Source organism: Acinetobacter sp. YWS30-1 (assembly GCF_033558715.1).
GTDB lineage: Bacteria > Pseudomonadota > Gammaproteobacteria > Pseudomonadales > Moraxellaceae > Acinetobacter.
On sequence record NZ_CP114606.1, the window covers coordinates 1,064,169 to 1,078,058 of the forward strand.

General features: G+C 42.1%; 15 protein-coding genes. 8 read left to right on the plus strand and 7 right to left on the minus strand.

Annotation, left to right across the window (positions count from 1 at the left end):
- Nucleotides 1–6: 6 nt before the first annotated feature.
- From O4M77_RS04880 to O4M77_RS04895, 4 genes are all read left to right on the plus strand, one after another.
- Nucleotides 7–810 (plus strand): DUF817 family protein, encoded by an 804-nt coding sequence (locus O4M77_RS04880; protein WP_179992058.1) that lies wholly within the window; start codon nt 7–9, stop codon nt 808–810.
- A 143-nt stretch (nt 811–953) separates the two neighbouring features.
- The gene (locus O4M77_RS04885) at nt 954–1,424 is read left to right on the plus strand and encodes a DUF3015 family protein (RefSeq protein WP_004782788.1); all 471 of its coding nucleotides are present in this window, start codon (nt 954–956) and stop codon (nt 1,422–1,424) included.
- 73 nt (nt 1,425–1,497) lie between these two features.
- Complete coding sequence (locus O4M77_RS04890) at nt 1,498–3,384, plus strand: DUF4105 domain-containing protein (RefSeq protein ID WP_323713948.1); 1,887 nt, start codon at nt 1,498–1,500, stop codon at nt 3,382–3,384.
- 203 nt (nt 3,385–3,587) lie between these two features.
- Nucleotides 3,588–4,985 carry a diguanylate cyclase gene (locus O4M77_RS04895; RefSeq protein WP_323713949.1) on the plus strand — a complete coding sequence of 466 codons (1,398 nt, stop codon included), beginning with the start codon at nt 3,588–3,590 and terminating at the stop codon, nt 4,983–4,985.
- Here the strand turns inward: O4M77_RS04895 and O4M77_RS04900 are convergent.
- The 4 genes from O4M77_RS04900 to O4M77_RS04915 all read right to left on the minus strand — a co-directional run bounded on the left by O4M77_RS04900 (nt 4,982) and on the right by O4M77_RS04915 (nt 7,553).
- Nucleotides 4,982–5,536 carry a DUF4385 domain-containing protein gene (locus O4M77_RS04900; protein WP_159124405.1) on the minus strand — a complete coding sequence of 185 codons (555 nt, stop codon included), beginning with the start codon at nt 5,534–5,536 and terminating at the stop codon, nt 4,982–4,984. The two genes, O4M77_RS04895 and O4M77_RS04900, sit on opposite strands and share 4 nt — an antisense overlap.
- A 267-nt stretch (nt 5,537–5,803) precedes the next feature.
- On the minus strand, nt 5,804–6,163 hold the full coding sequence (locus O4M77_RS04905; protein WP_159124404.1) for a cupin domain-containing protein: 360 nt from the start codon (nt 6,161–6,163) through the stop codon (nt 5,804–5,806).
- Between the two features lie 64 nt (nt 6,164–6,227).
- Nucleotides 6,228–6,776 carry a GTP cyclohydrolase I FolE gene (folE, locus tag O4M77_RS04910; protein WP_284879281.1) on the minus strand — a complete coding sequence of 183 codons (549 nt, stop codon included), beginning with the start codon at nt 6,774–6,776 and terminating at the stop codon, nt 6,228–6,230.
- A gap of 93 nt (nt 6,777–6,869) precedes the next feature.
- On the minus strand, nt 6,870–7,553 hold the full coding sequence (locus O4M77_RS04915; RefSeq protein ID WP_034590020.1) for a Smr/MutS family protein: 684 nt from the start codon (nt 7,551–7,553) through the stop codon (nt 6,870–6,872).
- Nucleotides 7,554–7,805: 252 nt separating this feature from the next.
- Between O4M77_RS04915 and O4M77_RS04920 the strand changes: the two genes are divergently transcribed.
- Nucleotides 7,806–8,246 (plus strand): GFA family protein, encoded by a 441-nt coding sequence (locus O4M77_RS04920; protein WP_284879204.1) that lies wholly within the window; start codon nt 7,806–7,808, stop codon nt 8,244–8,246.
- A 64-nt stretch (nt 8,247–8,310) separates the two neighbouring features.
- Here the strand turns inward: O4M77_RS04920 and trpC are convergent, their stop codons facing one another.
- The 3 genes from trpC to O4M77_RS04935 are packed head-to-tail and all read right to left on the minus strand — an operon-like array spanning nt 8,311 to nt 10,786.
- Nucleotides 8,311–9,117, minus strand: a complete 807-nt coding sequence (gene trpC / locus O4M77_RS04925; RefSeq protein WP_284879205.1) for an indole-3-glycerol phosphate synthase TrpC — start codon at nt 9,115–9,117, stop codon at nt 8,311–8,313.
- A 20-nt stretch (nt 9,118–9,137) separates the two neighbouring features.
- Nucleotides 9,138–10,184, minus strand: a complete 1,047-nt coding sequence (gene trpD, locus O4M77_RS04930) for an anthranilate phosphoribosyltransferase (protein ID WP_284879206.1) — start codon at nt 10,182–10,184, stop codon at nt 9,138–9,140.
- 17 nt (nt 10,185–10,201) lie between these two features.
- A complete protein-coding gene (locus tag O4M77_RS04935) occupies nt 10,202–10,786 on the minus strand; it encodes an anthranilate synthase component II (protein WP_284879207.1) in 585 nt (194 codons plus the stop codon).
- An 807-nt stretch (nt 10,787–11,593) separates the two neighbouring features.
- Between O4M77_RS04935 and glnA the strand changes: the two genes are divergently transcribed.
- The 3 genes from glnA to O4M77_RS04950 all read left to right on the plus strand — a co-directional run bounded on the left by glnA (nt 11,594) and on the right by O4M77_RS04950 (nt 13,886).
- On the plus strand, nt 11,594–13,009 hold the full coding sequence (glnA, locus tag O4M77_RS04940) for a type I glutamate--ammonia ligase (RefSeq protein ID WP_262737873.1): 1,416 nt from the start codon (nt 11,594–11,596) through the stop codon (nt 13,007–13,009).
- 87 nt (nt 13,010–13,096) lie between these two features.
- On the plus strand, nt 13,097–13,372 hold the full coding sequence (locus O4M77_RS04945) for a hypothetical protein (RefSeq protein WP_323713950.1): 276 nt from the start codon (nt 13,097–13,099) through the stop codon (nt 13,370–13,372).
- Complete coding sequence (locus tag O4M77_RS04950; protein WP_284879209.1) at nt 13,365–13,886, plus strand: chorismate--pyruvate lyase family protein; 522 nt, start codon at nt 13,365–13,367, stop codon at nt 13,884–13,886. The genes O4M77_RS04945 and O4M77_RS04950 overlap by 8 nt, the downstream gene beginning before the upstream one ends.
- Nucleotides 13,887–13,890: the final 4 nt, after the last annotated feature.

A 13,890-nucleotide genomic window follows, 5' to 3' on the forward strand; every position in this document is an offset into this window, starting at 1 on the left:
TAAACCTTGATCGACTTTTTTAAATCAGGGTTTGAATTTATCTATAAGGCAGCTTCGGCTGCCTTATTTGGGATTCTGCTCCTGCTTGCTTTTGCACAAACCGCATCAATGGGTAGTGAACTATTTTACGGTTTCTATCGCTATGACTATCTATTATTTTTCGCTTTACTGATTCAGGTGGTATTACTCTATACCAAACTGGAATCCTGGGCCGAAGCCAAAGTAATTGCCTTGTTCCATATCATGGCGATGGTCATGGAAATTTTCCTGACCCATCCGGCAATTGCATCCTGGCAATATCCGCAACCTGCAATTTTTAAAATACTGACGGTACCTTTATTTGCCGGCTTTATGTATTCGGCTGTCGGCAGTTTTTTTGCACGTTCCTTACGCTTATACCAAGTTTCATTTGAAAAATTGCCGCGCTTTAGCCACATGCTGGCCTTGGCAGTCTTGTCCTACATCAACTTCATGAGCAAATTCTTTATTCCGGACTATCGCTTGCTGTTATTTGTCTGGAGTGTAGTGATGTTCTGGAAAACCAGAATTCGATTTCAGTTGAATCAGCATGCTTTTCAGCTGCCGATGTTACCTGTCCTGTTGATTTTGGCTTTCATTATCTGGGTGGCTGAGAACATCAGTACCTTTTATCAGATCTGGCTATATCCAAGCCAGGTAGAAAAATGGCACATGGTCGGTTGGGGCAAGCTCGGTTCCTGGTATTTACTTTTATTGCTCAGTCTGGTGCTGGTATTAAAGATTCTAGGACAGCGTAATTCTCAAGGTAACTGGAGCCTAAAAACCCGGTAAAATTATTCTGTTTATCTTTATGTAAATTGGACATTTTTTTCATTGCGCCAAATTAGACTTCCCGCTACTCTCCTGAATGTGTAATGAAGATTACATCATTAGCGTAATAACAAAAGATGCATGAGAATAACCGGAGAATAAGTATGTTAAAAAAGATTATGCTCGCTGTGGTATTGGCAACGGGTTCTGGTATGGCGATGGCGGATAGAGATGTAGGTTGTGGTATTGGTAGCCAGGTATGGGCAGGCCAGTCAGGCATTATTCCTAAGCTGCTTGCAGGTACAACAAACGTCCTGTTTACTAACCAGTGGCTGGGTATTACTTTCGGTACTTTAGGATGTAGCCAGGGCGGTACAGTAACGGCTCAAGTCGTGACTTTTACCAATGAAAATGCTGAGGCATTGGCACGTGATATGGCCGTAGGTGAAGGTGAAAGCCTGAATGTACTGGCTGAACTGCTAAATATCAAGGCAGAAGACAAAGCACGTTTCTTCACTGTATCTAAGCAGAATTTCTCTGAAATCTATTCAGAAGAAAACCAGAATACTTTACAAGTGTTAAGTACTCTACAAACAGTCATGGCTAAAGATGAAGTATTAAAAGCTTATATCTAAGTATCGCTGTAAAAACCCTGCTGTCCTGGCAGGGTTTTCTTATAAATAAAAACTGAAAAGAACCGTTGACTGAATGAAATATGCTTTTTTGCTCTCAGCCTTGCTGTGGAGTCCCCTAAGTTTTGCATCCGAAATTTCTCCAGATATTCAAGCTTATCTAGAACAAGCCACACAAAAAAAATTGCACCAGACCGCGACCTGGCAGCGTTTGATGTATGTCAATGCTGAAGGAAAAAGTGAAGTCAGCTATGCTGGCTATTTTCTGGCAAAGCAGAGCAAGACAGACCTGCAACTTGAATTGGAGCAAAATATACAGGCATTGTTTGAGCCAGCAGAACCCAATCAGTCTGTACGATGTAAATTTCCGGCGCGTAGTCAGTGGTTAATGCAACAGCTGAATATTCCTGAACAGCAATTGCCTGAAGCGAGTTGCCCGGATTTTGAGCGCTGGATGAATGAAGTCAAGCCTTATCAAGCGACCCTGATTTATGCCACCGATTATATGGGTAATCCCAGCTCCATGTTTGGTCATACTTTGCTGCGTCTGGATCCCAAAGACCAGCAGCAACTGAATCTGGTTTCTTATGCGGTCAATTATGCTGCCACAGTTGACAGTAATGATAACTGGTCCTTTGCCTGGAAAGGGCTGACCGGACAATATCCGGGGGAATATTCCTTGATGCCGTATTACCGCAAAGTCAAGGAATATGGTGACTTTGAAAGCCGTGATTTATGGGAATATGAACTTAATTTAACACCTGAAGAAACCGGTTTTCTGGTGAAGCATCTCTGGGAAATGCAGCAGGTAAGTTTTCCTTATTATTTCATTAATGATAACTGTGCCTATCGTCTATTAGGGCTTTTTGATCTGGTACGTCCTGAACTGAACTTGCAGCAGCAATTCGATACCGCCGCGATTCCGGTCGAAACTTTAAAAGTTGTGGAACAGCAGGGACTGATCAGGAAGAAGATTTACCGTCCAGCACTGGAAACTCAATTGCTGGCTCAAGCCCGGCAACATGGAAAATCCTTGGCAAAAACTGCGCATCAGGTAGCGTATGCAGAAACCTCTAAAATGGAATCCATGCTACAACATTATCCGGCTGAAGACCAAGCCAAGATTCTGGAAATGGCCTATGACCATTTATATCTGGATTTCCTTCGCCAGGAAGTCGATGAACCTTTTGCCCAACTGCGCTTTCGCAAATTATTGGGCCTAAGAAGTCAGTTGGCGATAGACAAACAGCGTCAGCAGCCAGAGCGTCCAAAAATAGATCCGGTTCAAAGCCATCATGCCCGAAATATCGTTCTTGAAACTGGGCAAGTACAGGGTGATACTTTTGTGCAGTTGGGGCATCGTCAGGCTTATCACGACCTCATGGATCCGCAAGGCGGGCTTCGTACAGGAACCCAATTATTATTCCTTGATGGTGCATTGCAGTATCGTGATGACCGCGTGAAGCTGGAGTATCTGGATCTACTTACAGTGAATTCCTATAACCCGATCAATGCATTTAAAGCGCCTTTATCTTGGGGTTTTAGTTTGGGCTGGAAACAGGAAGCACTGGATCAGCATGGCCAGTTTAGTACCGAGCAGCAGCATGGTGTAGCCAATTTTCAGGTTCAGGGTGGCTATAGCTGGGCAAATGAAGCACGTGAACATCTCTGCTATGTGCAGCTACAAAATCATGTGCAGGCCGGAAAAGCGCTTGACAAAGGATGGCGTGTCGGTATGGGGCCAACGGTGGGTTGTCAGAATATCTGGACGGATCAGATCAATAGTCTGGTACAGGTGGAACTGCCGTATTGGGAAGATTCTCATCAGTGGCAACTGAAGTTGAAAAACCAGTTGCAATATGCCTGGAATGCACAAAATGCCATTCGGGTGGGCTGGGAATATCAGCAACAGGAATCGAAAGACTGGGAAAAATGGAGTCTGGGCTTAGTCCATTATTTTTAATTTGGCTAACATAACCTCGAGTATTGAGTAAATGAAGTTTATAGATCAAATGACTTGTATTTGAATGTTTAAAATAAATTCATGTTCGGAGACTTCTACCGATATTATCAAAGATTGTATTCAGTAATTGGGTTAAAATACCTGAATATTGTTGTATTTGTCACATAATATCACTGCGAATCGCAAGTATCGGGAAAAGTTATATGAATAATGAGTATATGGCTATGCTGGCGGAGCAGTGGAAGCAGATCTGTCAAAATTATTCATCGGATGATTTGCTACACGCATTTCAGTTTATTCAAGACCACTCTTTGGTACTGGTAGAAGAATTCTATAAAAATATGCTTCTGGAAGAAGAAGCATCTCAATATTTTACTGATGAGCTAATTCAGCAGCGTTTACGCGATACTTTACATCAATGGCTTTCAGAAAGTTTTAGTGTGGCGCTGAATAAGCGTTATGCAGAGGCCGTGCAAAAACAGAATATCGTTGGACATGTGCATGCGCGGATCGGGATTCCATCCTGGCTGATTATGCGCGGTGTACGAGAAATTCAGCGCAAAATGTTTGAATTGCTGAGTTTAAATCCGCAGCCGAACATGCTTACTACCTGTAGCTATATTGTACAAATCATGGGATTTGCCACAGAAATTATGTGTCGTTCCTATGAGGCGAAATCCGTCCAGAATCAGGAAATGAAGCACAGTTACCGGGTATTTTCTGCAATGCAAGATGTCGCGGTACAAAAAGATAAACAGCGCAGTTCATTGCTGGATTGGGAAAATGAGCTGATGTTCAAGGTCTTTTCTGGAACTACAGGCATTAGACATCAAATGCTGTCCAAGTCAGAATTTGGCTTATGGTTTATTCATAAGGCGTCTTATGCCTTTACCGGTTCTGATCAGGTCGATTTAATTATCGAGCGAATTTATCAGATCGATACGCTGAATCAGGCAGTGCTGGAATGTACTGAAAAAGATCAGATGCTGAATCTGATTCAAAGTATTCGTGATTTAAACCGTGAAATACAGCACTTGGTCGATCAATTATTCCAGGTTGCAGATTACATCGAATCTGGAAATGACTCTCTAACCCAGTTATTGAATCGCCGTTATTTAAATACCATTATTTCACGTGAAATTAACTTTTCTCGTGATAACCAGACACCATTATCCTTGCTAGCGATTGATGCCGACTTCTTCAAAGCCATTAATGATAAATATGGTCATGCAGCCGGCGATCTGGCCTTAAAATTTATTGCTGATGCCTTACAGAAATATATTCAGGGCAGTGACTATGCCTTCCGTGTCGGTGGGGAAGAATTCCTGCTGCTGCTGGTGGATTCCGATGAAAGACGCGCGCTGAACATTGCTGAAAATATCCGTAAATATGTAGAGCATGGCCTGATCAGTACGGCTCAAGGACAGCAATTTAGACTCACGGTTAGTATCGGCTGCGCGTTATTTGATGGTCATCCGGATTACCAAAGATTCCTGGATGCCGCAGATGCTGCACTGTATATGGCTAAAAATACAGGGCGTAACCGGGTCTATCTGGCGCAACCTTCTCAAATTCAGGGCGCACAAAAAGCGTCTGTCTAATTTAAAATTTGCTGCTGAATCGCAGCCTGAAATTGCTGTTTTTGCCGTACATATTCGGGATGGACTTTGGCTTTATCCCATTTTTGTTTAAATATTTTCGCTGCAGCAGCTTTAACCGGATCTTCAGAACTACGCGGCAATTCCTCACGCCCATGCGCACCACTTAAACCCTTTTTATCATCTGGAACCGGACCATCGTATTTTTTGCCGCCTTTATGATTGGCATAACGTCGGGCGCGGGTATAACCCATTTGTAAAAACTTGCGTGCCATATCGGCCCCGACGAAATCTTCATGTTTTAAATATTCTAGAAACAGGGCATAAATTTTTTCACTACTGGCTTGGGCTTTTTCCGCATCTGCAAAACGCCAGTGGGGCAGAATTTCCGACTTATAAGGTTCTACTAAAAGCACGCCTTGCTCACCGCGTCCAATCCGGTATAAGTCTGGACGTTTACGGAAATCAATTTTTTTAAAATCTAGACTATAGTCAAAACTATTTGAATGAACACGTGAAGGGCGTTTAGGCGGATCAGGCTGTTTTCTACTCATGGCTGTTTCCAGAATTTATACACTTGGATCATGCAGCCTTCTAAACAAAAGATCTGTATTTAAACATGGCAGGTAATGTAGTCAGGAAATTAATTATGCAGCATCAATTTGTTTATTTTTAAAACTAGGGAAGTTAAGTTAATGAGACAACTTTTTGAAAAGAATGTAGGGATAAAATTTTAAGAAATTGAATGAATACGTAGAAAAGTTAAGGAATTGATTGCAAAATTCCTTAACTGATGAAGATATTGAATTCGTACTTATCTTTTAACTTTCTACCACGACATAATATTTTTTAACTGCTTCAACCACTTCAAAAGTGCCAATAAAACCGGGTGGAATAATGCCGGCTTCACCTGCTTTGATTTCAACAAAGGATTGTCTTTGAGCATCATGTAAACGGACGATCCCTTCGATTACCTGAAAGAATTCCTGTTTATTCTCGGCAAATACGATATTCCACGCACCCACTTCACATTGCCAGATTCCGCAATCCATATTGGGATGTTGATAGGCACTCTGGGTCAGGCGTTTAGGATTGCCTTTAACCAGCCGGTCTGGCCGTGGATAATCGATACTTTCTTCAGCCTGGCCTAAACCTTGACCCGCAATCCAAATAGATGACATTTTCGTAACCTCATCGTGTAAAAAAGCCCCAATATCAATTGAGGCTTTCATGTATGAATCTATATTAATAACTTTCTGGTACAGCGCCTAAAAACTCACGGCGGACTTCTTTATCGGTTTTAAAGTCACCGATAAATGACACCGTACGCGTCGTCGATTCCTGTTTGCCAACACCACGCATCATCATACACATATGTGCTGAATCAATCATCACAGCCACACCACGTGCATTGGTGACTTCAGCAACCGCTTCTGCGATTTGCTGGGTCAGATTTTCCTGAATCTGCAAACGACGGGCAAACATTTCAGTAATTCGGGCAAATTTAGACAGCCCCAATACCTTGCCTTCAGGTAAATAGGCAATATGTACACGGCCATAAAATGGCAATAAATGGTGTTCGCAGAGTGAATAAAATTCGATATTTTTCACTAAAACCATTTCATGGTTATCTGATGGAAAAACCGCACTATTGGTCACTTCTTCCAGAGTCTGGCTATAACCTGAGGTTAAATACGAAAACGCTTTCGCAGCACGCACGGGCGTATCTTTGAGACCAGGGCGATTGAGATCTTCACCAACGGCAGTAAGAATGTTTGCGTAAGATTGCTGCATAGTCATATGACGTATTCACTTAAACTGAGAATGAACAAGGACGGCATTGTAGCAGAAATCTTTTACAATGCCTTATTTTGGGGGTAAATCCGCTTACTGTTTAAACTTTGGATTTTTTTCTGCACGTTTTAGCAAAACTAAAACTGCGCCAGTGCCACCCTGTTTTTCAGGCGCACTGACAAAGGCCAGAACATCACGGTGCTGACGTAACCAGCCGTTGACATAAGTTTTTAAAATCGCTTCCGGCCCTTTGCCATGTACGATCTTGATCACGTTCTGGTTTTCATCTTTGGCGATCTGGATAATCTGAAGCACAGCCTGACGTGCCTCTTCGACCGTACAACCATGCAGGTCGACAGCTTCGAACCAGCGCAGATTGCCTGCTTTTAAATCTTCAAAAACCTTATGCTGCAAGGTCGCAATGCGGTAGCTTAAGCTCGCTTGACTGCCAACCGGATTGAGCATGGCTTGAGTATCAGACAGGACGGTTTCATCGGTATGCATGGGGCCTTCGGCAGCAGCACGCTTGGCCAAAGTTTGCGCATCGACTTTTTTCTTGGGAGATTTTTCTATTTTCGCAATATTGCCGGCATCAATTTTTTGTACGCCTTGCATCTGCTTGCGAAATAGATCGAGGTCTTCCTCCTGTTCCTGCTCCGCTGTTTTCACGACAGGGGCAACAGGTTCAGCCTTAGGTTGAGGATGACTAATTTGCTTTTTAAGATCTTTGAGTAAATTGTACTGATCTTTAGAAAGCGAAGAATCGTGTTTGCTCATAATCTGGAAACGGGGGAGATACTGAATTTGGTAAATTATAGTCTTAAATCACTGAAAGGAGAAATGAATTGCACTAAATACAACATATCCTAAACCCAGCTTTAATTTCTGGGTGGTTTTCAAATACTGAATAGCTTGATGAGCTTTAAATAGAAAATAATTCATGAATATTCTCCTTTTATCATTTTAACAGTTGCCGCGATGGAACATCTCTCTTTAAATATAAATCAATCAAACCTGGAAAATAAAAAAATGAGTTACTCAGGCAGTTGTTTGTGTGGCAATGTCCAGTTCAAAGTAAATACGAATATTCATACCATGTATCATTGTCACTGCAATTTATGTCGTAAACAGAGTGGTACGGCCGCGAATGCAGCAACTTTAGTTCATCAGCAATATTTTGAATGGATCTCAAGACACGCTTCAATTGCCTATTATCAAAAAGAGACCGGATTTCGTTCCCATTTTTGTCAACATTGTGGCTCGCCTGTACCGAATCAGGTAGGTGTAACGGCATTGATCTGGATTCCTTTGGGACTCTTGGATCAAGCACCCAAGGTTCAGTATAGACTGAGTTTTTGCCTGAACTCGAAGGTAGATTGGGCAGATGAAATCAAGGCGGATGAGTACTATTCTGAACTGCCAGAATTTGAAAAATTAATCTCTTATTTTGATCATTCAACTCAGTATTAAATGAATTAGTTAATAAAAATAAAAAAGCCCCATGCTGAGATGGAGCTTTTTTATACTTAATATTTTAAACCGATTCAGGTTCACCGAATAAATCACGGAAAGCATGATCTGGGCGTGGCTGTTTCATGAAACTTTCACCGACCAGGAAAGCATGAATATCATGTTCCTGCATCATCGCAACATCAGCAGGGGTCGCAATACCGCTTTCAGTGACCAGCAGGCGTGAAGGATCCAGTAATTTTTTCAGACGTAGTGATGTATTCAGGTCGACATCAAAAGTTTTTAAATTACGGTTGTTCACACCCAGTAGACAACGATCAGAAAGTTTTAAAGCACGCCCTAATTCTTCTTCATCATGCACTTCAACCAGTACATCCAGATTATGCTCAAACGCAGTTTTAGACATTTCTTCTAACTGCTGATCAGACAGACAGGCCACGATCAGCAAGATACAGTCTGCATGTAGTGCACGCGCTTCAATCACGCCATAAGGATCGATCAGGAAATCTTTACGCAGCGCAGGCAAGTCACAGTGTGAACGGGCAATCTGAATATTTTCATCAGCACCCTGGAAAAAATCCACATCAGTAAGTACAGATAAACAGGCAGCGCCGGCATCCTGATATTGCGCTGCAATTTCTGCAGGATTAAAGTTTTCACGAATCACGCCTTTGGACGGAGAAGCCTTTTTAATTTCAGCGATTACACCCGGACGTTTAGACATTAAAGATTGAGCAAAACCACGTATAGGTGTCGCAGCTTGAGCCAACTCTTCTATATCTTTATAGCTTTTCTGCTTCAGACGGAGAGCGAACTCTTCTTTCTTACGATCAACAATTTTACCCAGAATTGTATTTGCGATATCAACCATGATTCAAATTCCTGACCGTATTAAGCTTCGTATTGTTTGATGGTTTTGGTGAATTCAGAGAGCACGCTCATTTTTTCCAGCGCCTGACCTCCATAAATAATATCGTGAGCCAGTGCTACACCTTGCTTATAGCTTGAAGTCAGACCAGAAACATAAATACCAGCACCGGCATTTAGGGCAATCATATTGGCAGCCTTATGACCGATCTCAGATTTCTTCTTGCCTAAGGCATCTTTAATCAGAGCCAGACTTTCTGCTGAGCTTTCAATAATTAAACCAGTTAAGGTTTGCGATTCAATATCGACCTGTTCAGGAATGATTTCCCATTCAGTGATTTTACCGTTTTTCAGCTCAGCCACATGGGTAGAGGAAGCCAGACTAATTTCATCTAAGCCATCACGTGAATGTACGACCATCACATGTTCAGCACCGAGCTGTTTCATGACTTCTGCAATCGGGCGGCAAAGTTCATTGGAAAATACCCCAATGACCAAACGTTTTACGCCGGCCGGATTCGTAAGCGGGCCGAGCAGGTTGAAAATACTACGAATACCCACTTCTTTACGTGGACCAATCGCATATTTCATGGCTTTGTGATGGTTTGGCGCAAACAGGAAGCCCACACCGATATCACGGATACAGCGTTCGGTTTGCTGCATATTCAAATCAAGATTAATGCCTGCCTGTTCCAGTAAATCTGAAGAACCTGATTTGGTGGAAACACCACGGTTACCATGTTTGGCAATGGTTGCACCAGCTGCTGCAATTACAAAAGCAGAAGCGGTAGATACGTTAAACAGGTTTTGTCCATCACCGCCTGTACCCACGATATCCACCAGATGAGGGACATCACTGACATCGATTTTGGTTGCTAGTTCACGCATGACACGTGCTGCAGCAGTAATTTCATCAATACTTTCGCCTTTCAGACGTAGACCCATGAGCAGAGCACCGATCTGGGCATCGGTTGCTTCGCCAGACATAATGGTGCGCATCACGTCTTCCATTTGTTCCTGAGTCAGGTGAATGTTTTTAGTAATATTGCTTAAAGCTTGTTGAATATTCATGACTTGCGTTTCGCTCATTATGCGTAAATTTCAAGAAAGTTTTTAAAGATCTGATGACCATGCTGGCTCAGGATTGATTCCGGATGGAACTGCACACCTTCAATCGGTAGTGTCTTATGTTTAATCCCCATGATTTCTTCCATAGAGCCATCTTCTTCATTGGTCCAGCAGGTCACTTCCAGGCATTCTGGTAAAGTGGTCTGATCAATCACCAGCGAGTGGTAACGCGTCGCAGAGAAAGGATTCGGTAGGTTGCTGAAAATACCTTTGTCGCTGTGATACATATCAGACAAACGCCCATGCATGACGCGTTTGGCACGAATAATATCGCCACCAAAAGCCTGACCAATACTTTGATGCCCCAAACAAACACCGAGTAGGGGAATCTTACCGCCAAAATGCTGAATGGCAGGAATCGATATTCCCGCTTCACTTGGCGAACATGGACCAGGACCAATCACCAGATACTTGGGTTGCCATCGCTCAATATCCTCCAATGTCACGGCATCATTGCGGACTACTTTTACTTCTTGATTCAGTTCGCCAAAATACTGGACGATGTTATAAGTAAAGGAGTCATAGTTGTCGATCATTAGAAGCATGAGCTTAACCTATTGAAATTATTGCACTTAACTGTGCTAAAGTGATCCAGATTGAGCTTTATCGGGACTTGTTGCAAGTCTAGGGAATACACGACTAAATCGTTGATTTCATTGTGTGAAAATAAAGCACGCCTCATCATAGCAAAAAATAGCCACATCGGGCGCAATAATTTTTCAATTTTCAGCCTGGTGATTAGCTCACAGCCTTTTAAATATTTTAAATGTGCATATAAGTAATTAACTGACGAAAAGTAAGTTTAAATAAATATTGCAGTTATTATTTTTTTAAATTAAAAATAAATAAGTTTTAAATGATTAAAATCATTATGCTGAAAAAAACATCATTTGAATAATAATGCATGGGATAAATCAAACAATGAGATCGACTATTTGAATAAAAGTGACTCAAAATAGTGATCTTTTAAAGTACACAAACCTACAGATACCACTTTGTAATTGATAAAAATTAACCAGAATTAAACGAAATTGAATATTTTTTAAACTAAATTAGCATAAAAACGCAAATCCTCACTGAAAAGTGCTCCTATTCTTACCTAATATGAAATCGTCGCACTATTTAGGTGCGCTAAAAAAATACCTGCAACAATTCTCAGGAAGAATGCTTGAATATAGTGCATTTAGTTTAAGTCACAGTATAATAGCGACAAGGTATTTTTATCTTCCTATGTTTTCTTATAAAGATTTCAAGATTTTAGATATACTTTTAAAAGTTGGTACGCTAATTGCTTAATAGATACCAACTTCTAACACGCACTTTGCGAGTGCAACAAAAAACATCGGAGCAAAATGAGCATGGCGAACAAGGTCCTTCAACTCATACAAGAAAGTGGCGCGAAATGGGTCGATTTTCGCTTTACTGATACCAAGGGTAAAGAACAGCACGTTACTTATCCAGCAGACAGTATTGATGAAGATACGTTTGAAGACGGCAAAATGTTTGACGGTTCTTCAATCGCAGGTTGGAAAGGCATCGAAGCATCGGACATGATCTTACGTCCAGATGCAGAAACAGGTTTCATCGACCCGTTCTTTGCAGAGCCAACTGTTGTTGTGACTTGTGACGTTATCGAACCATCAACTGGTCAAGGTTATGAACGTGACCCACGTTCGATTGCTCGCCGTGCAGAAGAATACCTGAAATCTACAGGTATCGGTGATACTGCATTCTTCGGTCCAGAACCAGAATTCTTCGTATTTGACGAAGTAAAATGGGACATCGACATGTCTGGCGCTCGTCATACATTGATCGCTGAAGAAGCTGCTTGGTCTACTGGTAAAGATTACGAAGCAGGTAACTCAGGTCACCGTCCACGTGTTAAAGGTGGTTATTTCCCAGTTCCTCCTGTTGATTCTCATCAAGATATGCGTGCAGACATGTGTGCAAAAATTGAAGAAATCATGGGCCCAGGTCGTGTAGAAGTGCATCACCACGAAGTTGCATCTTGCCAGTTAGAAATTGGCGTGAGCTTCAACACAATGGTTCGTAAAGCTGACGAAGTACAACAGTTCAAATATGCTGTTTGGAACGTTGCGCACCAATACGCTAAAACTGCAACCTTTATGCCTAAACCAATGGTAGGCGACAACGGTTCTGGTATGCACGTTCACATGTCGATCTCTAAAGATGGCAAGAACCTGTTTGCTGGTGATGAATATGCAGGCCTTTCAGAAATGGCATTGTACTTCATCGGTGGTGTGATCAAACATGCTCGTTCATTGAATGCGATCACTAACCCATCTACAAACTCATACAAACGTTTGGTACCTCACTTCGAAGCACCGATTATGCTTGCTTACTCAGCGCGTAACCGTTCAGCTTCTATCCGTATTCCTTATGTTTCTAGCCCTAAAGGCAAACGTATCGAAGCACGTTTCCCTGATCCAATGATGAACCCGTACCTAGGTTTCGCTGCATTGTTGATGGCGGGTATCGACGGTATCCAAAACAAGATTCACCCAGGTGAAGCTGCTGACAAGAACCTGTACGATCTTCCTCCTGAAGAAGAAGCAAAAATCCCTACAGTGGCGCACAGCCTTGAAATGGCACTTGAAGCTCTTAAAGAAGATCATGACTACCTGCTTAAAGGTGGCGTGTTCACTAAAGAAATGCTTGATGCCTATATCGAACTTAAGACTGAAGATGTACGTCGTCTGAACACGACTACTCACCCAGTTGAATTCGACATGTACTACAGCCTGTAATTCTGACCTGAATTTCACTGTAAAAAAGACCCGCCTTTGTGCGGGTTTTTTTTGTATGATGCTGTTATTGATCAAAGATATGAAGTTATGGCACAACGTAAAAGATATACCGGCTTTTTGCCCTGGATTGATCCGCAGGATCATAGCAAAGGCTTTAAACTGAATTTTTCTGAAGTGACCTATGTAGAAGTCGCGCGTACACCTGAAGGCTATAAGCAGGTTGAGTTTGTGGCATTACGTCATCCTGAGTTGGCTCTGGACTATGACTACCCACAAAGTTTTTATCTCACCACAGATGGCATGATTTTGAAAAAGCTGCCAAATGGAAAATATGAAGTGATTGCCAAGACAGATAATGCCTAATCGTGAAGTTGATAACGTTGTGAGTGTAAAATTCAAAAAATCGCATGGACCGCAGATACCTGCCGCGCTTCGAGAATGGCTGTATGCCTCAGGATCATTGACGCAGCAATTAACGGATCTGGCTGGTGGGGAATTCCGGGTAGAACCACAGCAAGAGCATTTTCAGCGTCTGGAATTCGTAGATGCAAGGTGGATGCAGATGCCACATCAGCATACGTCCTGGGTGAGAGAAAGCTATTTATATGGCTGTGAAGAACAGCCTTGGGTCAAAGCAAAAAGTATATTTCCAATTTTAAGCCTACAAAAACGTGCGCGGATATTCCAGCATATTGGATCGAAGCCGATTGGCTGGCTATTATTCCAGCGTACCAATCCACAGTGTGAGCGACGTGTGATTTATCTGGAAGAGGGCTGGACCCGCCAGAGCTGCTATACTTGGCATGGTTGTAAATTTATCGTACAAGAAACGTTTTTACCGGCATTTGAACACTTTATACAAAATCAACAGGCTTAACTTG